Origin of the sequence: Micromonospora mangrovicola (assembly GCF_047200535.1) — a bacterium.
In the GTDB taxonomy this organism is placed as follows: domain Bacteria; phylum Actinomycetota; class Actinomycetes; order Mycobacteriales; family Micromonosporaceae; genus Micromonospora.
This window is the reverse complement of record NZ_JBJZOG010000051.1, coordinates 1-23229: the sequence shown is the minus strand read 5'-3', so window position 1 is coordinate 23229 and position 23229 is coordinate 1. Positions and strand designations below refer to the sequence as shown.

Sequence of the window (23229 nt, the reverse complement as noted above, 5' to 3'; positions counted from 1 at the left end):
GGGCCAACGTCGGTCGGCTCGCGATCCACGCCCCGCGCCTTCACGTCGGGGTGTCCCGCTCGAGCTTCTACTACTGGTGTTCGGCCGCCGCGGCCCGGGCCGTGCGGGGGGCCGCGGACGTCGCTCTCGCGGCCCGGATCCAGGCGGTGCACGCCGCTCACGACGGCACCTACGGAGCACCGCGGATCAGCGCCGAACTCCGCGATGCCGGACTGGCGGTCAACCGTAAGCGGGTCGCCCGGGTGATGCGCCGCTTCGGCGTGCAAGGGTTACGGCTACGCAGACGAACACGTACGACGGTGCCGGACCCGGGCGCGGCGAAGGCCCCGGATCTGATCGGCCGGGACTTCACCGCCGCCGCCGTCAACCAGCGCTACGTCGGCGACATCACCTGCCTGCCGGTCGGGGACCGCGGGCTCCTCTACCTGGCCACCGTCCTGGACCTGCACTCGCGGCGCCTCGCCGGCTGGCCGATCGTCGATCACATGCGCACCGACTGGTCACCGACGCCCTCCACGCCGCGCAGCGCACCTGAGGCAGCCTCGACGGGGCGGTCATGCACACGGACCACTCCGCCAATACACCTCCCGGGCCTTCGCTGAGGCCTGCACCGCAGCCGGGGTCCGACAGTCGATGAGCGCCGTCGGCAGCTCCGCCGACAACGCCGCCGCCGAGTCGTTCAACGCCACCTTCAAACGCGAGACCCTGCAAGGCCGCCGCGCCTTCACCGACGAACGCGAAGCCCGACTCGCCGCGTTCCGCTGGCTGCGCCGCCCAACACCGTCCGACGCCACTCCCGGCTCGGACAGCAGCCACCGATCACCTACGAGAAGAACACCCGGCCAGCACCGGCTACGCTGGCCCCGGCCGCATAACCCCCGTTGTCCAGGATCAGGGGTCAAGCCCCGCGAGTGACCGGCCGCGCAGGGTGCGCAGGACTGCGCGCCACCCCACCTCGCCAGAGCTGTTGGGGTATCCATCGCTGCCGCACGGATTCGGTGATTCCGGCCGTGGCCAGTTCTTCCCGCCATGCACTCCAGGCACGACGTGTCAAGCCGAACCGGTTACCCTCACTCGGACAGTCCGGCGGGGTGCGGTCGGCTACATCGCTGCGGCGGTGGCCCGGTCGGCGGTGATCAGCACGTCGGGGTGACGGTGCAGCAGCGTCACCGGGTAGGCCGATTCGACCGGCCCGTGCACGGCCCGGTGTAACGCCTCCTGCTGCCAGCGTCCACCGTCACAGAAGAGCCGGATCCTTCGGGCCGCGAGGATGTCGGCCATCCCGATGGTCACCGCCATCGGTGGGAAGTCGTGCAGCGCTCCGCCAGCGGCCCGGGTGGCGTTCATGACGATCGTCTCGGGGGCGAGCGCAACTACGCGGGTCCGGGAGCCCGCGAACTCGTCGTCACTGATCCGGGTGAAGCGGGAGATTGGCGGCTCGTTGAAGGCGACGTGTCCGTGCACGCCGATCCCGCCGTAGCAGGTGTCGATGCCGCCGATCGCGGCGACAAACCGGTCTACCCGGTCGATGTCGAACGGGTCCGGGGAGACGTACTGCTCGGGTGGCGGGGCAAGGCGGGGATCCAGGCTGGCGAGGAATCGGGTGAAGAAGCCGCGAAAACTCAGGGGGCTGCTGCCCGGAATCGGCCGCCCCTGCCAGTCGAGGTATTCGTCCATGGTCACCACGAACACATTCGCCCAGCTGATCCCCTCGGCGGCACAGATCTCCGCGAGCAGTGGATACTGCGCGGTGGGGCCGACCGGCATGATCAACCTGGTGGGTGCGCCGGCCCGGTTATTCACAGCGATCTCGTCGGCCACGGTACGGGCGAATCGGTGGGCGACGGCGGCGGCGTCGTCGAGCACGTCGAGCCGGGGACTCATGATGCACCTTCCAGACCGATCAGCCGGGACGCGGTGCCACCGAAGATGGCGGCCCGGGTCTCGTCGGTGATATTGAGCAGATCAAGGATTCGTTCGTGGTCGCCGCGAGCGCTGGCGAGCTCCCGCCAGTGCACGTCGGAGCCAAAGACGATCTTGTCTAGCGCACCTGGCCACCAGAACAGATCGGCGAAGAACGACGGCGCCTTGCGGTTGCGCCACCCCTGCTGGGAGCCGGAGAGGTCGACGTAGACGTTCGGGTGGAAGCGGCACATCTGCGCCGCTTCCTCGTGCCATGGCATGCCCAGGTGCGCCATGACCATCTTCAGCTCCGGGAAGGTGCGCGCCACTCGGTCCAAGCGGACCGGCCGGCAGCGCGCGCTGGACACGTCGTCCCGCCGGTCAGCTGGCGACGGAAGGATCATGCCGGTGTGGAACAGCACGGGCATCCCGAGCCGCTCGGCGAGGGCGTAGTGCTCGTCGAAGCGCGGGTCGTCGTAGTCAGCGCGGGGGCGGGTCGTCTTGATGCCCCGGAAGCCCGCGTCGTGCAGTTGGGCGATCCGCTCCGGTGGGTCGTCGCCGAGCCGAATCACCCCGAAACCGATGATCCGCTCCGGGTGCCGATGCATCGCGGCGGCCACGTCGTCGTTGGTCGGCGTGAGGCCGGGCAGCCAGCCGCCCGAGGGCACGCCGAGCCCAGACAGGCACACCTGGTCCACGCCGGTCGCGTCCATCGCCCGCAGCAGCCCATCGACGTAATCGTCCTCGGCGATGAGGTGGTGGTGGAGGTCGATGATCACATCCGCTCCATGGCCAGCAGGTCCACCGATTGTCCGGTTCGCGCCGACTCGCGAGCGCCGTACGCTATCAGGTGCCCCCAGTAAGGGGACACCGCCTCGCCGTCGCGCCGCCCGGCCGCCCGCTCGGCGAAGGCGACCAACTGCTCCACCTCACCGGGGTGATCGAAGCCGCCGGCGTTCACGCCGCGGACGTCCACGTCGTACGCGGTGCGCTCGACCCGGCCGGCGTCGCGCATCTCGACCGACTGGTGGCGGTTGTCGTACTCCACGCTCCAGCCGGAGCCCAGCACGCCGACCCGCAGCCGCTCCTCGTCCTCTAGCAGGCTCACCGACAGGGTCGCGAGCGCGCCACTGTCGAAGACCACGGTCACCACCGCGTGGTCGGCCACGCCGCGCGCGTGCTCGTTGCCGGCGACGGCGTGCACCTGGACTGGTCGGGCACCGGGGCTGGCCGCGTGTGCCCAGACCGCGAACAGGTCGAAGTGATGGGTGTTCTTCTCCAGCAACGTGCCGCCGCTGCGGGCCGGGTCGAGACGCCAGCCGTCCACCCCGGGCCGCAGCGGGCCCCGGAACTCCTGTGCCCAGAGCAGTCGGGCGGGCGTGGCCGCCGCGGCCACGGCCGCCGTGATGTCCCGCACCATCGGCGCGTACCGCAGCTCAGTGCCCACCTGAAGGATGCCGTCGGCACGGTCGGCGGCGGTCAGCACGCGGCGCAGCTCGGGCAGGTCGAGGCCGAGCGGCTTCTCGCAGAAGACGTGCCGTCCGGCGCCCAGCGCCCGCACGGCCAGGTCGGCGTGGGTGCTGTTAGGCGCAGCGATGATGACCGCATCCACCTTTTCGATCACTGACTCCGCGTCCGGGCATCCGGTCGCGTGCGGCAGTAGAGTGCGCGCCGTGCTCTCGTCCCGGCTGTGGTAGCACGTCACGTCGAGCACGCCGGCCATTTGGGCGGCCCGGACCAGGCTACGGGCCCGGTTGCCGACTCCGATGATCCCGGTACGCATCGCACTCACCCCTTGACCGCTCCCGCCGTAATGCCGGCGACGAAGTACCGCTGGAGGAAGACGTAAGCCACCACCATCGGCACCGAGGCCACGACGACGCCGGTAAACAGCAGCGGGTAGTCGGTGAGGTACTCGCCCTTGAAACCGAGCAGCCGCAACGGCAGCGTCTGCAACGACTCGTCCTGGATGAACAGCAACGGATAGAGCAGATCGTTCCAGTGCATCACGAAGAGGAAGACCGCCGTAGCCGCCAGGGAAGGCGCCGACAGCGGCACCGCCAGCCGCAGGAACTGGGTACGCAGCCGAGCACCGTCGATCTCCGCAGCCTCGAAGATCTGCCGCGGCAGTGTTTTCATGAATCCGCCAAGGACGAACACCGCGACCGGCATGGTGACCACGCAATTGACGATCACGAGTCCCAGCAGGGTGTCGGTGAGCCCGATCCGGTCGAAGAGCGTGTACTGCGGAATCATGTTGGCCTGGGCGGGCACCGCCATGCCGAAGGAGAACAGCGCGTAGAGGAGGTTGCCGCGCCAGCCCGGCAGGCGGGCGACCGCGAACGCCGTCATGGCGCTGACCACCAGCGTCAGCGACACCGAGAGCAGGGTCACCGTAACACTGTTGCCGAACGCCTGGCCGATGCTGCCGTCGGTGAAGATCTGACGGTAGTTGTCCAGGCTTGGCGCCATCGGCGGCGACAAGGGCTGCCGGAATATCTCCTCGCTCGTCTTGAACGTGCCGAAGACGACCACCAGCAGCGGAACGATGATCAACGCCGCGTACACGGCAAGCAGGACCCGTCGGGTCAGCCGGAACCCCATGGTCTCCCCCCTCACTCCTCGACCCGTGACGCCCGGACCAGCCGTCGCTGGGTCCAGGTGATCACGACGATCAGCAGCACAAGCAGGATCGACTCCGCGGCGGCGTAGCCGAACCGAGCGTTCTGGAACGCGGTGAGATAGATCTGGGTGGTGAGGATCTGTGTCTTGAAGTCGTCGAAGCTGGTCAGGGCGCCGATGATGTCGAACGCCTTGAACGACTGCACGGTGGTGTAGGCGACCACGATCGCCGTGGCCGGCGCCACCATCGGCCAAGTCACGTAGCGGAACCGGGCCCACCGGGACGCTCCGTCGGTTTCGGCCGCCTCGTATAGCTCGCGAGGGATCTGCTGGAGGCCGGCGACGAAGACCACGAGCATCTGCCCGGTGTGCGCCCACACCTGGGCGAAGCCCACGAAGACGATCGTCCACTGCGGGCTGCCGAGCCATGCCTGCTGGAGTCCGCCCAGGCCGATCACGCGCAGCGTCTGGTTGAGCAGCCCGTCCGGCGAGTTGTAGACGAAGCTCCAGATGAAGCCGACCGCAACCGACGACAGCACGGTCGGGAAGAAGTACAGGGCGCGCAGAAGGATCGACGTACGCGTGTTCTTGACCAGGAACATGGCGAAGAGCAACGCGAAGACGCTCTGGAACGCCACGACGACGAGCAGGAACTTCAGGTTGTTGGTCAACGCGCTGACGAACCGGTCGTCGTTGGTGAGCAGGTTGACGAAGTTCTTCGCGCCAACCACGTCGTACGTGTCGCTGGTGCCGTCCCAGTTGCTGGTGGCGAACTGGAACGCCTGCAAGGTCGGGAAGATGAAGAACACCAGATACAGGGCCAGCGCCGGGAACGCGAAGGCGAACAGCGGCCAGTTCGGCCTGCGTACCCGACGACGCCGGCCGGGCCGGGCCAGCCGCGGGGTGCTGTCCCCGCGCTGGCCCGGCAACCGGGTGCTGGTCGCGCTGGTCACTTCGACGCGCGCTTCTGGTCGATGATCTTCTGGGCCTGCGCGGCGGCCTCCCGCGGGTCGGCCCCGCCCACCACCCGGGTGGCGGCGTTCTCGGTCGCGTTACGCATGTCCAGGTCGTTGAACTGGAACCGGGGCGCGAGCAGGGTCTTGCGCGTGGTCCAGGCAGCCGTCGCCTCAAGGTCCTCGTTGCTGTAGTTCAGGTCCTGCACGGTGAGGTGCTGGACGGTGCCGTTGGCGTACGTCTCGGCGTTCGCCTTCTCCGACAGGAACCGGACCCAGCGATGCGCGGCGTCCTTGTTGTCCGACTTGGCATTGATACCGAGGATGAACGTCGCGTTGTGGATGCCCTCGTACTTGACCTTGTCGGCGGTGGTGGTGATCGGGCCGATCAGGTTCATCTTGAAGGTGGCGCCCTGCTTGCGGGCCGGCCCCATGTGGAAGGTGCCGGTCGGCAGCATCGCGGCCTTGCCCTGGGCGAACATCGCGATGGCCTGGTCGGTCTTGGTTCCGGTAACCCCGTCCTGGAATGCCTTGGCCGCGACCAACTCCTGGTAGCGGGTCAGCACCCGGAGGAACCAGTCGTCGGTGACCTTGGCCTCGCCCGACTCGATCTTGGCGAACCCGTCGTCGCTGGGCATCTCGTTCATCACCATGCAGTTCAGCAGCTGACCCGCGTTGGCGGCGTCGCCGCCGGGGAACGCGATCGGCGCGACGCCCAGGCCCCGCAGCTTGTCGCAGAGGTCGAGGAAGCCCTGCCAGTCCTTGGGCAGCTCAGTAACGCCCACCTTGGTAAACATGTCGACGTTGTAGAGCGGCATGTTGTAGACGAGCTGGTACGGCAGACCGAGCTGGCGGCCGTCCTTCGCGCCGGCCTCGATCAGCGCCGGCACGTAGTTCTTCAGATAGTCCTGGCCCGACAGGTCGGTGAAGGCGTTCGCCTTCGCGATCTGCTCGAACTGCGCGCCGCGGAAGGCGGTGAACACGTCACCGACCGAGCCGCCGTTCTTGAACTTCTGCAACGCGGTCGACTGGTAGTCCTGGGACGGCAGGATCGTCATGGTCACGTCGTAGCCGGGGTTGGCTTCCTTGAACTTCGCGATGAGCGAGTCGAAGACGCTCTTGTCCTCGGCCCGCCAGTGATAGAAGTTGATGGTCTTGCCGTCACCGCTACTCTTGTTGCCCAACAGACCACAGCCGGACAGGGCTGCCGCGGTGGACGCTGCACCGGCGAGGGAGAGGAAACCTCGCCTGGTGAGGCGTGCACTGTCGCTCATTCGTGTTCCTCCTCGGGACGGGGGTGGGTGGTGGGATCAGAGGAGTTTCACCATTCGATGACCGGGATGCCGAGCAGGTCCGCGGCGGCCCGGAGTCGAGGCCGAATGTCGGTCCAGGCGAGGACCGTGTGATGCGGGAAGCCGCCGGTCACCAACGCGGTGACAAACGGCTCGGCCGGCACGGTCAGGGCAACCTCGGCCGTGTTGCCCTGGAACCGGTTGGCCGCCGGCAGCGACTCGCCGGCGGCGACGAGCAGCCGCAGGCGCCCCGGCTCGGCCGGGTCGTCGGTCAGCCGGGCCAACACCACCGGCCCGGTGCGCAGCGGGAAGTTGCCTGCCACGCCGATGCGGCGATTGCAGTGCACCTCCCGCCGCGCCTCGGTCGGGTCCGCCGCCAGCGAGGTCGCCGCCGATCCGCAGTGCCACAACCGGACCACGTTGCGGGCGGCGCCAAGGTCGACGGTGTCGACCAGGTAGGTCGTGCCGGCGCCGAGAGTCTCCAGCAACAGCATGGTGAGCAGCCCGTAGACGTCGCGCTCGCAGGCGGTGGCGGTGCCCTCGTCGGCAAGCCGGGACAGCGACGCGCAGGGGCAGACGCCGAGCCGGTTCGGGAATTCGGGCCAGCACCGCACCGCCAGGCCGGCCAGCGCCTGCCCACCGGCCCAGTCCCGCAGCGCCGCGGTCACCGCCGCGGATCGGCGTACCTGATCGGGGTCGAGCGCGTCGAGGCTCGGCTGGGCGGTGGCGGCGGCGAGCCGCTCGCTGTCGCGCTCGACCGGGTCGACCGCGTTCACGAGGGCGAAGCACTCGTCCACGGACAGCTCGGCGATGTCTACTCCGAACAGGCCGCTGACCAGGTCGGCGTCGTACTCGCAGGGGGTGAAGCCCGCCGGGGCCGCGCCGACGAGGCCGATCCGCCGGCCGCGCAGCCGTTCGAGGTGCTCGCGGGTCTCGTCGAGCGGCGCCCGCTCACGCTGTACGGCGGGCAGCGCCGGTACGGGCGGCAGGTCACCGGCGAGCGCCCGGGTCAGCATCGCGTGCACGGCCGGCTCGTCCGGATCGCCGTAGAGCAGCCGGGCTTCGCCGCCGGCACCGGTCAGTGCGTGACCGAAGAGGTTGGCGCCGCACAACGAGTTCAGCCAGAGCCGGTCACCCACCGGGCCGGGTTCGCGGAACGCCCACAGCAGCACCGGGCGGCGCAGGTCGGCGTAGAGCTCCGCCACGGGCGTCGCGTCGGAAAACGAGGCGCAGGCGTTGATGACCAGGTCGACGTCATCGGTGCGGTACCGGCAGGCGGCGGCGACATCCTCCGGCGTCATCACGAGTCCGTCCGGTCCGATGACCTCGGCGCCGAGGGCGACCAGGGTCTCCCGCGCGGCCTTGGCGCGCTCGGCCGCCACGTCGACCGCGAAGGTCGGACGGGCCGTGGCGATCAGCAGAACCCTGGTCATCGACGGCCATCCTGTCGCCGATGGACGGGGCCACCGATGGTCGAATGCAGGGCCACAGTTCGCCTCCTTGTTGCCAAGCCGGCAGCGGATGTGCAGACATTACCAACGGATGTTGCGAAGTCAACAGGTTGCTCGATACCATTTCGCCTCGACCCTCGGGAGGTTTACGTGACCAAGCTGGGTCCGTTCGAGTACGAATCCGCACCACAGCGACGAGCGCAGATCCTTGAGGCACTACGCTCCACCGGGTTCCTGTCCATCGCCGACCTCAGCCGGGATCTCGGCGTCTCCGACATGACCGTGCGGCGTGACCTGCGGCGGCTGGCCGAAACCGCGGAGGTCCGCCTCGTCCGCGGCGGGGTGAGCCTGCGGCGGGACAACGGCATGGACCCCGCCTATGACACCCGTGCCGGCAAGAACGCCGAGGCCAAACGGGCCATCGGCAGGCACGCCGCCACCCTGGCCAAGGCCGGGGACGCGATCATCGTCGACTCCGGCTCAACGGCGTTCGAGGTGGCCAGGGCGTTGCCGGCCGAGTTCTCCGGCTCAATCGTGACCCACTCCGTGCCGGTGGTCGCGCTGCTGCTCAATCGACCCGGAGCCCGGGTGGTCGGGCTCGGCGGCGACCTGATGTCCGCCAGCCAGGCGTTCGTCGGTCCGATGACGGTGGCCGGCGCCCGCCTGATCCGGGCCCGCACCTACTTCCTAGGCGCCGCCGCGATCGACGAACGTGGCGTCTACGTCGCCACCGACATCGAGCGGCCGACCAAGGACGCCCTGATGGAGGCCGCCGACGAGGTGGTGTTGGTGGTCGATTCGAGCAAGTTCCAGACGTCGGCTCCGGTACGCATGTGCGGTTTGGACCGGCTGTCCATGGTGATTACCGATCAGGAACCACCGGTCGCCGCCGCTCGGCGACTGCGCGAAGCCGACGTATCAGTACACGTCGCCACCTGACCCAGCTCGCCTCCCCGGTCCCGGAGCCTGTTGGGTAGCCGGCGTGCGCGTTGACTTTCCAACAGCGGTATGTTTGGTTTCTAACACGGTTCGTCGGTCATCGCACACCGCCGGCTGGCCGGCACGTCGCGCCGCGAGGAGGTCCGGATGGTCAGTACCGATCCCCTGCCCCTGATCGTGTTCGCCGGTGCGGCGACCTATGACGCAATCACCGTCGTCGACCACTTCCCCGGCCCGAACGAACGGCAGACCGCCCACGCGGTCCGTTACGCCGGCGGCGGACCGGCCGCCACCGCCGCCGTCGCGGCGGCCCGGCTCGGCGCGCCGAGCGCCTTTGTCGGAACGGTCGGCGACGACGAGGAGGGCGAACGGATCGCCGCCGGGCTCCGCGCCGAGGGCGTGGACATCTCCGGCCTGCGCGTGGTGGCCGGACAACCGTCGCAGGCCAGCGTGGTGGTCATCGACCGCGCCCGCGCCACCCGGGCCATCTGCACCCGGGCGGTCGCACCGCTCGACCCCGCCGACCACCCCCGGTTGCTCGACCGGATGGCCGAGGGCGCCTGGCTGCACGTCGACCACCGGGGCTGGCCGGCGGCCCGGGCACTGCTCGACCGTCTCCCGCCCGGCCGACGCCCGGGTGTCTCCGTCGACGGCGGCAACCCGATCGAGCGCCTGCGGCTGCGCGACGTCGACCTCTACGTGCCCACGGTCGAGTCGCTCGCCGGCCGGTACGGCATCCAGCCGGTCACCGACCTGCTGAACGCGGCGCTGGCCGACGGCGCCACCACCGTGGTCGCCACCCGAGGGGCGGACGGTTCGGTCGCCGCCCGGGCCGGCACCCCGCTGGTCACCGCGCCCGGCCTCTCGGTCGAGGTGGTCAGCACGCTGGGCGCCGGCGACGTGTTCCACGGCGCCCTGCTCGCGGCCTGGGTCCGCGACCTGCCCCTGACCGAGTGCCTGCGTTACGCCAACGTCGCCGCCGCGCTGTCCTGCCAGGGGATCGACGGCCGGTCGGCCATCCCGAACGACGCCGAGGTGCGGGCCACCCTGCTTGCTGACCGCACTGATCGACCAGAGGAGCACGCGTGAGGAGTGAACCGGCTTTGTGGGCCCCGCAGCCGCAAACCGAAACCAGTGCGGTGGACGGCGGGTCCGCCACCGTGGACCTGTCCGCGCTGCGCCGACCGTCGGGCGGCTACGCCATGCTCGCCGTCGACCAGCGCGAGGCGATGCGGGCGATGTTCGCCGAACACCAGACCGAGCCGGTCAGCGACGAACAGGTGACCGCCTTCAAGCTCGTCGCCACCCGGACCCTCACCCCGTACGCGTCGGCCGTCCTGGTCGACCGGCAGTTCGCGTTCGACCGGGTGGTCGCCGAGCGTGCGGTCGCACCCGGCTGCGCCCTGATCGCGGCGGCGGACCGGTTCCACCCGGCCCACGGCGAACTCGTCGGTGAGGTGGGCATCGACCCCGAGGTGGTGCCCGAACGGGTCCGTGACCAGGGTGCGGTGGCCATGAAGCTGCTCGTGCTCTGGCGGCCGGACACCGACCCGGCCCCCCGCGTCGACATGGTGCACCGATTCGTCGCCCGGTGCCGGGAAGCCGGCCTGGTCAGCATCATCGAGCCGGTCTCCCGCAAGCCGCTGGACGGCCGGGCCTGGGACTGGGACGAGGGTGTGCTGGCCGCCGCGGTCGAACTCGGATCACTCGGCGCCGACCTGTACAAGGCGGAGGTGCCGCTGCGCGGCCAGGGCGACCCGGACGAGATCCGGCGGCGGTGCGCCCAGATCAGCGAGAGCGTGACCGGCCCGTGGGTGGTGCTCTCCTCCGGCGTACCGCAGGACAGGTTCCCCGACGCCGTCCGGCTGGCGTGCGCCGCGGGGGCCTCCGGCTTCCTGGCCGGCCGCGCCGTGTGGGCGTCCTGCATCGGGGCCGACGACGTGCCGGCCAGCTTGCGTACCCACGCCGTGGACCGGCTGCGCCACCTCGGCGATGTGGTGGACGAGGCGATGACGCGGCGGCGGGCCTGAGCCGATGACCGAGATCCTTCGCCGGGTCCGCGCGGTCCGCCGGGAGGGCGCATCGGTGCTGCTGGAGGTCGACGCCCATCCGGCGGTACGGCTGCCCGGCACCCCTGGCTGGCTGACCGGGGAGCCCGTCACCGACCAGGGCGTGGAGACCACCATGCCCAACCTGCCCGAGCTGCGGCTGCCGCCGCTGAGCAGCCGGCCCTGGCGGGTCCGGGTGTCCGTCGCCGGACCCCGTACGGTCCGGATCACGGCCGCGCCGGACGGCGCGCGGGTGTGGGACGAGGAGGCGACCTGGCTGGGCATCGTCACGGACGCGTGCCCGGAGCCGGTCGAGCCCGACATCACCGAGGACGACGGCCACGTCAACGTCCACACCGGATCGGTCAGGGTGCGGCTCACCCGGTTCCCGTTCGCGATCGAGGTGCTCGGCGCCGACGGCCGCACCGTGCTGCGCACCGCCGAACGGCTGCGTCAGGTGGCCGGCTTCCCGATGGCGCCCCCGGTGCTCGCCGACGGCGACGGCGGCACCACGCTGCACTGCGAGCTCGGGCCCGAGGAGGAGATCACCGGCTTCGGTGAGCAGTTCGGACGGCTGGTCAAGAATGGGCAGCACCTGCGGCTGCGGGTCGAGGACGCGCTCGGCACCGGCACCGGCAGGGCGTACAAGCCGGTACCGGTGTGGCACTCCACCGCCGGCTACACCGGTTTTCTCAACACCGGCGCGACGGTCACCGCGGACGTCGGGCACACCCGACCCAGCGTGCTGGCCCTCACCGCCGATGACGAGGCCCTCGACCTGTACGTCTGCGCCGACCCAGACCCCGGCGTTCGGCTCGGTGACTACACCGCGCTGACCGGCCGACCGCCCCGTCCGCCGCTGTGGGCGTTCGGCTACTGGATGGGCCGCTGCCGCTACCACTCCCGTGCCGAGATGGAGCAGGTGGCCCGGGGCATGGCCGAGCACGACGTACCCTGCGACGTGCTGCACCTGGATCCGGACTGGCTGGTGGTGGACCGGCTGAACACCGACTTCATCTGGAACACCGATCGGTTCGGTGACCGGGCCGAGTTCGTGGCGGCGCTGGACCGGCTCGGGTGCCGGCTGTCGGTCTGGGAGCTGCCCTACCTCGACCCGGCCTCCCCCCGGTACGTCGAGGCGCAGGACCGCGGCTACCTCGTCCGGGACACCGCCGGCGACATCGCCCGGTTGCGCGGCACACCCACGCCGGACGGCCGACCCCGAGCACTGATCGACTTCACCAACCCGGAGGCCCGCCGGTGGTGGCAGAACCTGCACACCGACTTCCTCGCCGACGGGGTCGCGGTGTTCAAGACCGACTTCGGCGAGGGGCTGCCGGACGACGTGGCGTTGGCCGACGGCACCCCGCCCCAGCACGCCCACAACCTCTACCCGCTGCGCTACAACGGCGCGGTCAGCGCGGTGATCGCCGAACGGACCGGCCGTGCGCCGCTGGTCTGGGGCCGATCCGGGTGGGCGGGCTCGCAGCGCTACCCTGGCCAGTGGGGTGGTGACGCCGAGTCCACCGTGGCCGGAATGCGCGCGACCGTCCGCGGCGGCCTGTCGTACGCGCTGTCCGCACCCGGCTTCTGGAGCCACGACATCGGTGGTTTCTTCGGCCCGGAACTCACCCCGGCGCTGTACGTCCGCTGGACCCAGCTCGGCGCCTTCTCACCACTGATGCGGGCGCACGGGCTGCGGCCCCGGGAGCCCTGGCAGTTCGGTGAACGGGCACTGGCAATCAGCCGCGACTGGATCCGGCTGCGCTACTCGCTCCTGCCATACCTGTGGCAGGTGGCCACCGAGTCGGCCGCCCAGGGCTGGCCGATGCTGCGCCCGTACGCGCTGCACCACCCGCACGACCCGGTAGCCGCCGGGTTGGACGGACAGTTCCTGCTCGGTGCCGACCTGCTGGTCGCGCCGATCTTCGACGACGGTGAGGCGGCTGTCCCCCGCCGGTTCCATGTGCCCGGTGGTGACTGGTTCGACCTGCTCACCGGCGAGCGCTACCCCGGCCCCGGATGGCACACCACCGTGGTGCCGCTGGAGCGGATGCCGGTGCTGGTGCGTGGCGGTGCGGTGCTGCCCCGCATCGAGCTGCCGGACCGGTTCCGGCGCACCGACGACCTGGTCGGCCTGCCGTGGACCCTGCACGTCTACGGCACCGGCGACCGCGAGGCGCGGCTGACCGGCTTCGACGGCACCGACACGACGGTGTCGATCCGCGAGACTCGCGTGACCGCGACCGGTGGGCAACCGATCCGGACGGAGATCGTCCGCCATGACTGAGCGACCGACGACGGCCCGCCCCGACGAGTCGGGCCGGGTGGACGCCCACACCGGTGACATCGCCGAGAAACTCGCCCGGCTCGCCGCGCTGGCCCGGGTGCGCGGCCTGGACACGCTGGTGCTGCGCGAACCGGCGACGATCAGCTGGCTCACCGGTGCGCGCAGCCACGTCCCGCAGACCCTCGACACGTCCTGCATGGACATCGTGGTGGAGCCGCACGACGGGGGCGCCCGGCTCACCGCCGTGACCAACTCGATCGAGGCGCCCCGGCTGCGCGACACCGAACTCGTCGGCGTACCGCTGGACTGGGCCGTGCTGCCCTGGTGGTCGCAGCGGACCTCGGCGCTGCCGGTGGGACCGACCGTCGGGTCGGACCGGCCGGTCGCCGGCATGACCGACGTGCGAACGGAGATCGCCGCCACCCGCCGCCAGCTCACTCCCGGCCAGGCGCAGACGCTGGCCGGAGTCTGCGCGGACGCGGCGCGGGCCACGACCGTGGCCGCCGGTCGGTGCCGGCCCGGCATGACCGAGTACGCCGCCGCCGCGGTGCTGGCCGAGGAACTGCTGGTGCGAGAGCTCGATCCGGTCGCCCTGTTCGTGGCCGCCGACGGGCGTGGCGACCGGCACCGCCACCCGCTGCCCACCACCGCGACGATGACCGACCAGGTGATGCTGGTCTGCTGCGCCCGGCGCGACGGCCTGATCGCCTCGGTCACCCGGATCCGCTGCTTCGCCCCGCCCGACGTCGTGCGACGCGAGACCTACCGGCGGCTGCTCGACGTGGAGGCCGCGTTCCTCGACGCCACCCGGGTCGGCGCCCGGATCGGCCAGGCGTTCACCGCCGGCACCGGCGGCTACCCGGCGCACGGCTTCTCGCCCACCGAGTGGCACCGCCACCACCAGGGCGGCTTCTCCGGTTGGCAGCCCCGGGAGTACCCCGCGCACCCGGGCGCCACCGACGTCATCGCGGAGCACAGCGTGGTGGCGTGGAACCCGTCCGGTGGCGGCTGGAAGGTCGAGGACACCTGCCTGGTCGTCGCCGACGGGCCGCAGACGCTGGTGCACGACCCCGAGTGGCCGGCGGTCACCGTCGCCGGCCGTACCCGACCCGATCTGCTCATCGGCTGAAGGAGGAACCTCGTGAACAGCCCGGGGACCATGCTCATCGACGGGACCTGGCACAGCCCCGACCAGCACCTCGACGTCACCAACCCGGCGGACGGCAGCGTGGTCGGCCGGATCGGGTGGGGCGACGTCGACGACGCGCGGCGCTGGGCGCGATCCGCCGCCGACGCCGCCGCGGCCGCGCTCGGTGAATGGGGTGACGCGCCGGCTCGTACCCGCGCCGACCTGCTGCGACGTGCGGCGGAGCTGATCGATGAACGCCAGCATACGATCGGTGAACTACTCGCCCGGGAGTCAGGCAAGCGGCTGCCTGAGGCGCTCGCCGAGGTCGCCTTCAGTGCCGAGTACTTCCGCTGGTTCGCAGAAGAGGCGCGGCGTCCGCACGGTGACCTGCTCACCAGCGAACAGCCCGGCCGGCGGCAGCTGACCCTGCGCCGGCCGGCCGGGGTGGTGGCCAGCCTCACCCCGTGGAACTTCCCCTGCTCGATCCAGGCTCGCAAGTTGGCCCCGGCGCTCGCCGCCGGCTGTTCGGTGGTGGCTCGAGTCTCGGAGAAGGCACCGCTGGCGATCACCGAATTGATCCGCACGCTCACCGACGCGGGCCTGCCCCCCGGGGTGGTCAATCTGGTGCACGGGCCGGCGGCGGAGACCACCGGGGCACTGCTCGACCATCCGGCGGTGCGGGTGGTCACCTTCACCGGTTCCACCGGGGTCGGCCGGCAGATCATGGCCGGTGCCGCCCGCCGGATCGTGCGCCCTCTGCTCGAACTCGGTGGGAACGCCGCGTTCGTGGTCTTCGACGACGCGGACCTCGACGCCGCCGTCGAGGGCGCGGTGCTGGCGAAGACCCGTAACACCGGGCAGTCCTGCGTGGCGGCGAACCGATTCGTGGTGCACGAGCGGGTGTACGACGAGTTCGCGCACCGGCTGGCCGCACGGCTGGACGCCCTGACCATCGGCGACGGGTCGGCGGAGCCCTGCCCGGACCTCGGCCCGGTCATCGACGCCGACCGGGTGGCGGCGGTCACCGCGCTGGTGGACGAGGCGCTCGCGGCCGGCGCCCGGCGGCTCACCGCCGACCGGGCGGTGCCGACGGGTGGCCATTACCTCGCGCCGACCCTGCTGGCCGACGTGCCCGAGCAGATGGGCCTGGCCCGGGAGGAGGTGTTCGGCCCGGCCGCCGGGGTGTTCCGGTTCGGCACCGAGGAGCAGGCGCTCGCCATGGCCAACGTGCCCGAGGTGGGCCTGGCCGGCTACGTCTACAGCCGCGACGCCGGCCGGATCTGGCGGATGGCGGACCGCATGCAGGTCGGCATCCTCGGTGCCAACGACCCACTGCCGTCCGTGGCGTACGCCCCGATGGGCGGGGTCAAACAGGCCGGGATCGGCCGGGAGGGCGCCGCCGAAGGGCTGGCCGAGTTCACCGACGTGCGGTACCTCGCCTGGCGCCCGTGACTGCCGTGACCGCTGGACATCTGGCAGGACTGACCGCCGCGGTCCTCGTCGGCGCTGGCACTCAGCGCATCACCGGGCTCGGGTTCGCGCTGGTCGCGTCGCCGTTCATCGTGCTGCTCACCGACCCGTTCAACGGGGTGCTCCTGGTGAACGCGTGCGGCATGGTCACCGCGCTGGTGGTGCTCGTCCAGGTGTGGCGCGACGTGGACACCGGCCGGGCCGGACGGCTGCTGGTGCCGGCGCTGCTGACCGTACCGGCCGGCGCGTGGGTGGCCCGCCACCTGGCCGCTCCACTGCTGGCCGTGCTGGTCGGCGGGCTGGTGCTGCTGGCGTTGGCCGCCGTGCTCGTCGCCGCCCGGTTCCGTCGGCCCGGCGAGACCTCCGGTGCAGCCACCGGCGGCCGGCGAGGAGCGTTGCTGGCCGGGGCCGGCTCGGGCTTCATGAACGTCACCGCCGGGGTGGGGGGCCCGGCGCTCACCGTGTACGCGATCTCCACCGGCTGGCCGCAACGGTCCTTCGCCGCCACCGCCCAGCTGGTCTTCGCCGCCCTCGGCGCCGCATCGCTGGCGGCCAAGGGCGCGCCGCCGTCGCTACCCCCCGCCGGGTGGGTGGCCGTCGGGGCCGCGCTGCTCGTCGGCGTCGTCGCCGGTGACCGGCTGGCCGGCCGAGTGCCCGCGCAGCGGGCCCGGCAGGCCGTGGTGATCCTCGCGCTCGCCGGCGCGGCCATCACCGTCGGAAAGGGTGTGGTCCAGCTGTGAGAAACCTCGTCCTCGCCCTCGACCTGGGCACCACCAGCACCCGCGCGCTGCTGGTCGACGCCGACGGCCGGCCAACGGCCACGGCACAGGTCGAGCACCGGCAACACTTTCCCCGGCCCGGCTGGGTGGAACACGACCCGGAGGAGATCTGGGCGAACACCTGCGCGGTGATCGCCGGTGTGCTCGACCGGGCCGGCCGGACCCCGGCCGACCTGGCCGCCGTGGGCATCACCAACCAGCGGGAGACCGTGGTGGTGTGGGACCGCCGGACCGGACGTCCGGTGCACCGGGCAATCGTCTGGCAGGACACCCGCACCGACGAGCTGTGCCGCCGGCTGGCCGGACCGGCCGGCGCGGACCGCTACCGCTCGCGCACCGGGCTGCCGCTGAGCACGTACGTCTCGGCGCCAAAGATCCGCTGGATCCTAGACGCCGTGCCCGGTGCCCAGGACGCGGCGCAGCGGGGGGAACTGGCTGCCGGCACGGTGGACAGCTGGCTGGTGTGGAATCTGACCGGCGGTGTCTCGGGCGGGCGGCACGTCACCGACGGCACGAACGCCTCCCGCACTCTGCTGATGGACCTGACCACGCTTTCCTGGGACGTCGACATCGCCGCCGAGATCGGGGTGCCACCGCGGATGCTGCCGGAGATCTGCCCGTCGATCGGGACACTCGGCCACGGGGACCCGGACGGCCCGCTGCCCGGCGTGCCGATCGGTGGCATCCTCGGTGACCAGCAGGCTGCCCTGTTCGGGCAGACCCGGTTCGCCGCCGGCGAGGCGAAGAACACGTATGGAACGGGCTCGTTCGTGCTGCTCAACACGGGTGGCGACGCAGTGCCGTCGCGGCACGGGCTAATCACCACGGTCGCCTACCAGCAGGCCGGCCACGATCCGGTGTACGCGCTGGAAGGCTCGATCGCGGTCACCGGCGCGTTGGTCAGTTGGCTGCGCGACAACCTGGGCGTCATCAGCAGCGCCGACGAGGTCGAGGTGCTGGCCCGGCAGGTTGACGACAACGGCGGGGTATACGTGGTGCCGGCGTTCTCCGGGTTGTTCGCGCCGCACTGGCGCCCGGACGCGCGGGGCACCATCGTCGGCCTGACCAGGTACGCCGACCGCCGGCACCTGGCGCGGGCCGCGTTGGAGGCGGCGGCGGCGCAAACCTGCGACGTGCTGGAGGCGATGCGCACGGACACCGGGATGGAGCTGGACGAGCTGCCGGTGGACGGCGGCATGGCCGCAAACGACCTGCTGTTGCAGATCCAGGCCGACCAGCTCGGCATCCCGGTGGTGCGGCCGGAGAACATCGAGACGACCGCGGCGGGGGCAGCGTATGCCGCCGGCCTCGCCGTCGGGGTGTGGCCGGACCTGGACACGCTGCGCCGGCACTGGCGCCCGGGTGCCCGCTTCACGCCGCAGCGCGACCTCGCCTGGCGGGAGGGCCAGCGGGTCACCTGGCGGGAAGCCGTCAATCGATCGTTGAACTGGAGCGGAAGGTAGGCACATGATTGACACGGCCCGGCTCGGACCGGCGGAACGTGCCGCGAACTGGCGGCGGCTCGGCTCCGAGCAGTTCGACATCCTTGTGGTAGGCGGCGGAGTCACCGGCACCGGGGTGGCGCTGGACGCGGCCACCCGGGGCCTGAAGGTCGCGCTGGTGGAGGCCAAGGACTTCGCGGCCGGCACCTCGTCCCGGTCAAGCAAGCTGTTCCACGGCGGCCTGCGCTACCTGGAGCAACTGAACTTCTCGCTGGTCAAGGAGGCGCTGCGGGAACGGGAGCTGATGCTCACCCGGATCGCGCCGCACCTGGTGACGCCGGTGTCGTTCCTCTACCCGCTGCGGCACCGGGTGTGGGAGCGGCCGTACGTCACCGCGGGGCTGACCCTCTACGACACCATGGCCGGCAAGCGCTCGGTGCCCCGACACCAGCAGCTGTCGCGTACCGCCGCCCGCCGCCTGTGCCCGTCGCTGCGCTCGGACTCCCTCGTCGGGGCCATCCGCTACTTCGACGCCCAGGTCGACGACGCACGACACACGCTGACCGTGGCGCGCACCGCGGCCAGCTACGGTGCCACCGTGCTCAACTCCGCAGAGGTGGTGGAGTTCCGCCGGTCCAGCGACCGGATCATCGGCGCCCGGGTACGGGACGTGGAAACCGGCGAGCACCACGACGTATCGGCGACCGTGGTCATCAACTGCGCCGGTGTCTGGACCGACGAGCTACACCGGTTGGCCGGTCGACGCGGGCAGTACCACGTCCGCGCCTCCAAGGGCGTGCACATTGTGGTGCCCCGGGACCGGATCCACTCCAGCACCGGGCTGATCCTGCGCACCGAACGGTCGGTGCTGTTCGTCATCCCATGGGGTGCGCACTGGATCGTCGGCACCACCGACACATCGTGGGAGCTGGGCAAGGCAAACCCGACGGCGACCGAGGCGGACATCTCCTACCTGCTCGGGCACGTCAACGAGGTGCTGTCCACGCCCCTGACGCGGGACGACATCGAGGGCGTCTACGCCGGACTGCGGCCGTTGCTGGCCGGGGAGAGCGAGGACACCACCAAACTGTCCCGGGAACATGTGGTGACCCGGACGCAGCCGGGCATGATCTCGGTGGCCGGCGGCAAGTACACGACGTACCGGGTGATGGCGGCGGACGCGGTGGATGCCGCGGCGGTGGACCTCGACCGGCCGCTGCCGAAGACCGTCACCGACCGGATCGCGCTGCTCGGGGCGGAAGGATATCCGGCGCTGCGCAACCAAGTCACGCTCCTGGCCGAGCGTCACGGGCTGCCCACCTGGACGGTCCGGCACCTGCTCGCCAGGTACGGCTCACTGATCGGCGAGGTGCTGGCCGCCGGGGCGGACGACCCGTCGCTGCTGCTGCCGGTGCCCGGCGCCGAGCGCTACCTGCGGGCCGAGTTCCGCTATGCCGCCACCCACGAGTCCGCCCTCCACCTAGACGACCTGCTGGCCCGCCGGTCGCGGATCTCCATCGAGGAGGGGCACCGCGGCACCGAGACCGCGCGGGCGGTCGCCGACCTCGTGTCCGACGTGCTTGGCTGGGACGAGCAGCGGCGTGAGGAGGAGATCGAGGCGTACCTGGCCCGGGTCGAGGCCGAGCGGCGCGCACACGTCGAACTCGACGACTCGGCGGCCGAGGCGGTCCAGATCGCCGCGCCGGACACCCGGCCGACCACCATGGTCGCCTAAGCGCGGGCCATCTGGCCGCGCGGGGCGCGTCGTGCGGGCGCACGCCGACGACGCACCCCGCGCCGGGCGGCCTCGGTCGTGGAGTCCGCCACGGCCGGTCGCCGACGCGGCTGCGGTCACTGGCCCGCCGGGCCCGGTCGATGACCTCCTCGTTAGTCTGCGGGCTTCGCGGTTGGTGCGTCAGGCACAGCGGCGTCTGGACCTTCCTGAGCTCGGAGCCGCCTTCGATGGCGGCCTTGAACTGGCCCGGCCGAGGCGAGCGATGTCCGGGATGTCGCTGCCGTTGTCGCGGGCGAGTACCCTCGCCGTCGACCTGGGACTGTTGAGCTGGCCGAAGAACTGCGTCACCGCCTTCCCGGCCACGCGGTTGTGCAACCTCTTCGGCGCCTGCGGGGCGAAGACCAGGCCGAGCCTGTACTTGCGAGGCGAGGGCGAGCGTGCTCTCGGTGCAGGGGGTCGAGGCCCTCGACCGAGCGAGGGCCTGCGCCTCATCCATGACAAACAGGCCACCGAGCGGACGGTCCCGGCCGGGTTGCGTTTGATCCAGGCGAACAGCGCGAGTTAGAGCTGGTTCACGAAGCTCTGCCGTTTGTGGTCGTCCCGCCGGCCGACCAAGCCGATCATCGAGACTCAGCGCCGGGTCCGCCTCCGCGAGGAGGTCGGTGAGCACGCCGTCCAGGCCGGCAAGTTATGCATCGGCCGAGGTCCCGCCGGCCGCGGCGGGTCACCCGTCAGAGCAGGTCCAGTCTCCCGCGGCGCGAGGAAGCGCCCCATCTCCCGCACCTCGCCTTCGGCCAGGCAGGACCACACATGCGATTCGGCACTGAGGAGCACCTCGCGGGGCGTGAAGTCCACCGCCGCGTCGTCGGTATCCACGGCGGTCGTCATGCCGGGAATCGGCGCCTACTCCTTGATCAGGAGACACATCATTCGTCTTCAGACCCCGCTCAGGCGGGCAACCGAGGCGCGGCCAGGCGCCCTCCGCCTGGTTGACCGTCTCCTGCCCGCCACAGCGCCGACAGTGGCGTGAGAAGGAGAGCGTCAGAATCCGGCGCGTCACAGCGAGGCCGGCCCCAGGGCCGCAGGGCCCGGCAAAGTCGTGAGGGTGTCCGGCTTGATCCCCTCTTCAACGCCCCCGTCAAGTCCTGGGCAGCCACAGCCGGCAACTACTACTACCCCAACATGAAGATCGTCTCCGGTGACTACAACGGCGACGGCCGCGACGACCTCGCCGCCCTCCACGGCTACAGCAACGGCACCGTCAGAATGTTCACCTGGCCCAGCACCACCAGCGGCGGCTTCAACCCCCCGTCCAACGGATGGTCCTCACCAACCGAATGGACCTTCAACAAATTTCACCCCCTCAACCGCTACAACTAACAAACACCCTCACCCGCACCACCCCGGCAGGGCCTTCACGGCCCTGCCGGGCCGCGGAACTGAACCGCCGGGGCTGATGTTCCCCGGGTTTCTCGGATCTCTACCTGCCCCGGGGCGGTTCAGAGCAGTGGGGGTACGGCGAACTCGCCAGCGCCTGGTGCGTTCCAGGAACCGGATGCCTTCGAGGGACTGCTCAGGTCATCCGCCCCTCCACTAAAGAGTTCCTAACAAAAGGATCTCTAGGCCGTCCGCCCCTTGTAGAGGATGATCTACGATGTCGGGCCGTGAGGCGTGGTGAGCAGCCGCCGTGGATCGTGCCGGACGGGCTGTGGCAGCGCATCGAGCCGTTGCTGCCCAAACCCGTGCGCAATCCGCGGCATCCGGGGCGTAAGCGGATCCCGGACCGGCAGGTGCTGTGCGGGATCTTGTTCGTGCCGCACACCGGCATCCAGCGGGAGTTCCTGCCCCAGGAGCTGGGGTTCGGGTCGGGGATGACCTGCTGGCGGCGCCTGGAGGAGTGGAACCGGGCTGGGGTGTGGCAGCGGCTGCATGAGATGCTGCTAGTGCCGTGACCACGAACGTTCACGGTGTTGGTTGACACGCCGCGCGGCCTGTCGGCCGGGCGGCGTTGTGCCGGTCAAGCTGTGGCGGTGGCAGATCTTGTACGCGTGCGGCGGCTGAGTGATCAGGAAGGTCAGCAGCTGCTCAGAATCACCCGCCGGGGAACCGGTTCCCCGATCCGGCTGCGACGGGCGATGGTCGTGCTCGCTTCGGCCGGCGGGAACACGGTGCCGGCCATCGCCCGCCTGGTTCAAGCTGGCGAGGACACGATCCGGCAGGTCATTCACCGGTTCAACGAGATGGGGATGGCCAGCCTGGACCCTCGATGGGCGGGTGGCCGTCCCCGCCAGATCAGTCCTGACGAAGAGCAGTTCATCGTCGAGACGGCCAACACCCGCCCCGAGAAGTTGGGGCGGCCGTTCACCCGCTGGAGCATCCGCAAGCTCGCCGATCACCTGCGCGTTCACTCCGTTCGACGGATCCGGATCGGGCGGCAACGGCTGCGGCAGATCCTGCACCGACACAAGCTCACCTTCCAGCGGACCAAGACGTGGAAGGAGTCCACCGACCCGCAGCGCGACGCCAAACTCGCCCGGATCGAACATGTGAGCAGCCACTTCCCGCAGCGGGTGTTCGCCTTCGACGAGTTCGGGCCCCTGGTGATCCGCCCGCAGGCCGGCACCGGGTGGGCGCCGGCCGGGCATCCGCGCAGGTTGCCCGCGAACTACCACAAGCTGCACGGCGTCCGGCAGTTCCACGGCTGCTACTCCGTCGGCGACGACCAGCTCTGGGGCGCCGTCCGATGCCGTAATTGCGCCGCGAACACCTTCGCCGCCCTCAAGTCGATCCGCGCCGCGCGTCCGGACGGGGCGCCGATCTACGTCATCCTGGACAACCTGTCCGCGCACAAGGGCTCGAAGATCCGCCAGTGGGCGGCCCGCAACAAGGTCGAGCTCTGCTTCACCCCGACCTACGCCTCCTGGGCCAACCCGATCGAGGCCCAGTTCGGGCCGCTACGCACCTTCGTCATGGCCGGCTCGAACCACCCCAACCATCCCGCCCTGACCCGGAAACTGCAGGCCTACCTGCGCTGGCGCAACGCCAACGCCCGCCACCCCGACGTCCTGGCCGCCCAACGCCGCGAACGCGCCCGCATCCGCAGCGAACGCCAACGACGCTGGGGCCAACCCGCCGCCCGCGCAGCCTGACCCAACACCGCGAACGTTCGTGGTCACG

The 23229-nt window shown here is 70.9% G+C and carries 18 protein-coding genes and 2 pseudogenes; 13 read left to right on the top strand and 7 right to left on the bottom strand.

Annotated elements, in window-relative coordinates:
- Positions 1–50: 50 nt before the first annotated feature.
- Positions 51–875: pseudogene (locus ACL02O_RS20390) on the top strand (IS3 family transposase); the annotation flags it as partial.
- Positions 876–1101: 226 nt separating this feature from the next.
- Here ACL02O_RS20390 and ACL02O_RS20385 read toward each other — a convergent pair.
- The 7 genes from ACL02O_RS20385 to ACL02O_RS20355 are packed head-to-tail and all read right to left on the bottom strand — an operon-like array spanning position 1102 to position 8202.
- Entirely contained in the window at positions 1102–1884 is a 783-nt protein-coding gene (locus ACL02O_RS20385; protein ID WP_412819702.1) for a sugar phosphate isomerase family, read from the bottom strand.
- Positions 1881–2681, bottom strand: coding sequence for an amidohydrolase family protein (locus ACL02O_RS20380; RefSeq protein WP_412819701.1), 801 nt, complete (start codon positions 2679–2681; stop codon positions 1881–1883). Before ACL02O_RS20380 ends, ACL02O_RS20385 begins: the two co-directional genes overlap by 4 nt.
- Positions 2678–3685, bottom strand: coding sequence for a Gfo/Idh/MocA family protein (locus tag ACL02O_RS20375; RefSeq protein ID WP_412819700.1), 1008 nt, complete (start codon positions 3683–3685; stop codon positions 2678–2680). The genes ACL02O_RS20380 and ACL02O_RS20375 overlap by 4 nt, the downstream gene beginning before the upstream one ends.
- A gap of 5 nt (positions 3686–3690) precedes the next feature.
- Complete coding sequence (locus ACL02O_RS20370; RefSeq protein WP_412819699.1) at positions 3691–4506, bottom strand: carbohydrate ABC transporter permease; 816 nt, start codon at positions 4504–4506, stop codon at positions 3691–3693.
- An 11-nt stretch (positions 4507–4517) separates the two neighbouring features.
- Complete coding sequence (locus ACL02O_RS20365; protein WP_412819698.1) at positions 4518–5477, bottom strand: carbohydrate ABC transporter permease; 960 nt, start codon at positions 5475–5477, stop codon at positions 4518–4520.
- On the bottom strand, positions 5474–6751 hold the full coding sequence (locus ACL02O_RS20360; RefSeq protein WP_412819697.1) for an ABC transporter substrate-binding protein: 1278 nt from the start codon (positions 6749–6751) through the stop codon (positions 5474–5476). The genes ACL02O_RS20365 and ACL02O_RS20360 overlap by 4 nt, the downstream gene beginning before the upstream one ends.
- Before the next feature lie 47 nt (positions 6752–6798).
- Positions 6799–8202: a hypothetical protein gene (locus tag ACL02O_RS20355; RefSeq protein WP_412819696.1), complete on the bottom strand. Its 1404-nt coding sequence runs from the start codon at positions 8200–8202 to the stop codon at positions 6799–6801.
- A gap of 36 nt (positions 8203–8238) precedes the next feature.
- On the opposite strand from ACL02O_RS20355, the gene ACL02O_RS20350 reads away from it, so the two are divergent.
- The 12 genes and pseudogenes from ACL02O_RS20350 to ACL02O_RS20295 all read left to right on the top strand — a co-directional run bounded on the left by ACL02O_RS20350 (position 8239) and on the right by ACL02O_RS20295 (position 23201).
- Entirely contained in the window at positions 8239–9159 is a 921-nt protein-coding gene (locus ACL02O_RS20350) for a DeoR/GlpR family DNA-binding transcription regulator (RefSeq protein WP_412819695.1), read from the top strand.
- A gap of 147 nt (positions 9160–9306) precedes the next feature.
- Entirely contained in the window at positions 9307–10248 is a 942-nt protein-coding gene (locus ACL02O_RS20345) for a carbohydrate kinase family protein (protein WP_412819694.1), read from the top strand.
- On the top strand, positions 10245–11189 hold the full coding sequence (locus tag ACL02O_RS20340) for a hypothetical protein (protein ID WP_412819693.1): 945 nt from the start codon (positions 10245–10247) through the stop codon (positions 11187–11189). The genes ACL02O_RS20345 and ACL02O_RS20340 overlap by 4 nt, the downstream gene beginning before the upstream one ends.
- 4 nt (positions 11190–11193) lie before the next feature.
- Positions 11194–13497, top strand: coding sequence for a glycoside hydrolase family 31 protein (locus ACL02O_RS20335; RefSeq protein ID WP_412819692.1), 2304 nt, complete (start codon positions 11194–11196; stop codon positions 13495–13497).
- Positions 13490–14626, top strand: a complete 1137-nt coding sequence (locus tag ACL02O_RS20330; RefSeq protein ID WP_412819691.1) for a M24 family metallopeptidase — start codon at positions 13490–13492, stop codon at positions 14624–14626. Before ACL02O_RS20335 ends, ACL02O_RS20330 begins: the two co-directional genes overlap by 8 nt.
- 12 nt (positions 14627–14638) lie before the next feature.
- Positions 14639–16078, top strand: coding sequence for an NAD-dependent succinate-semialdehyde dehydrogenase (locus tag ACL02O_RS20325; protein WP_412819690.1), 1440 nt, complete (start codon positions 14639–14641; stop codon positions 16076–16078).
- Complete coding sequence (locus ACL02O_RS20320) at positions 16075–16836, top strand: TSUP family transporter (protein WP_412819689.1); 762 nt, start codon at positions 16075–16077, stop codon at positions 16834–16836. Before ACL02O_RS20325 ends, ACL02O_RS20320 begins: the two co-directional genes overlap by 4 nt.
- Positions 16833–18338 carry a glycerol kinase GlpK gene (gene glpK / locus ACL02O_RS20315; RefSeq protein ID WP_412819688.1) on the top strand — a complete coding sequence of 502 codons (1506 nt, stop codon included), beginning with the start codon at positions 16833–16835 and terminating at the stop codon, positions 18336–18338. Before ACL02O_RS20320 ends, glpK begins: the two co-directional genes overlap by 4 nt.
- 7 nt (positions 18339–18345) lie before the next feature.
- Positions 18346–20052, top strand: coding sequence for a glycerol-3-phosphate dehydrogenase/oxidase (locus tag ACL02O_RS20310; RefSeq protein ID WP_412819720.1), 1707 nt, complete (start codon positions 18346–18348; stop codon positions 20050–20052).
- A 1182-nt stretch (positions 20053–21234) separates the two neighbouring features.
- Positions 21235–21432: a hypothetical protein gene (locus ACL02O_RS20305; RefSeq protein ID WP_412819687.1), complete on the top strand. Its 198-nt coding sequence runs from the start codon at positions 21235–21237 to the stop codon at positions 21430–21432.
- 311 nt (positions 21433–21743) lie between these two features.
- Positions 21744–21995, top strand: a pseudogene (locus tag ACL02O_RS20300) (transposase); the annotation flags it as partial.
- 87 nt (positions 21996–22082) lie between these two features.
- On the top strand, positions 22083–23201 hold the full coding sequence (locus ACL02O_RS20295) for an IS630 family transposase (RefSeq protein ID WP_412819686.1): 1119 nt from the start codon (positions 22083–22085) through the stop codon (positions 23199–23201).
- Positions 23202–23229: the final 28 nt, after the last annotated feature.

Coding starts and splice junctions, on each gene's coding strand:
- ACL02O_RS20385 (WP_412819702.1), bottom strand. CDS start 1,884: ATGAGTCCCCGGCTCGACGTGCTCGACGACGCCGCCGCCGTCGCCCAC.
- ACL02O_RS20375 (WP_412819700.1), bottom strand. CDS start 3,685: ATGCGTACCGGGATCATCGGAGTCGGCAACCGGGCCCGTAGCCTGGTC.
- ACL02O_RS20370 (WP_412819699.1), bottom strand. CDS start 4,506: ATGGGGTTCCGGCTGACCCGACGGGTCCTGCTTGCCGTGTACGCGGCG.
- ACL02O_RS20360 (WP_412819697.1), bottom strand. CDS start 6,751: ATGAGCGACAGTGCACGCCTCACCAGGCGAGGTTTCCTCTCCCTCGCC.
- ACL02O_RS20355 (WP_412819696.1), bottom strand. CDS start 8,202: ATGACCAGGGTTCTGCTGATCGCCACGGCCCGTCCGACCTTCGCGGTC.
- ACL02O_RS20350 (WP_412819695.1), top strand. CDS start 8,239: ATGGTCGAATGCAGGGCCACAGTTCGCCTCCTTGTTGCCAAGCCGGCA.
- ACL02O_RS20345 (WP_412819694.1), top strand. CDS start 9,307: ATGGTCAGTACCGATCCCCTGCCCCTGATCGTGTTCGCCGGTGCGGCG.
- ACL02O_RS20335 (WP_412819692.1), top strand. CDS start 11,194: ATGACCGAGATCCTTCGCCGGGTCCGCGCGGTCCGCCGGGAGGGCGCA.
- ACL02O_RS20330 (WP_412819691.1), top strand. CDS start 13,490: ATGACTGAGCGACCGACGACGGCCCGCCCCGACGAGTCGGGCCGGGTG.
- ACL02O_RS20305 (WP_412819687.1), top strand. CDS start 21,235: ATGAAGATCGTCTCCGGTGACTACAACGGCGACGGCCGCGACGACCTC.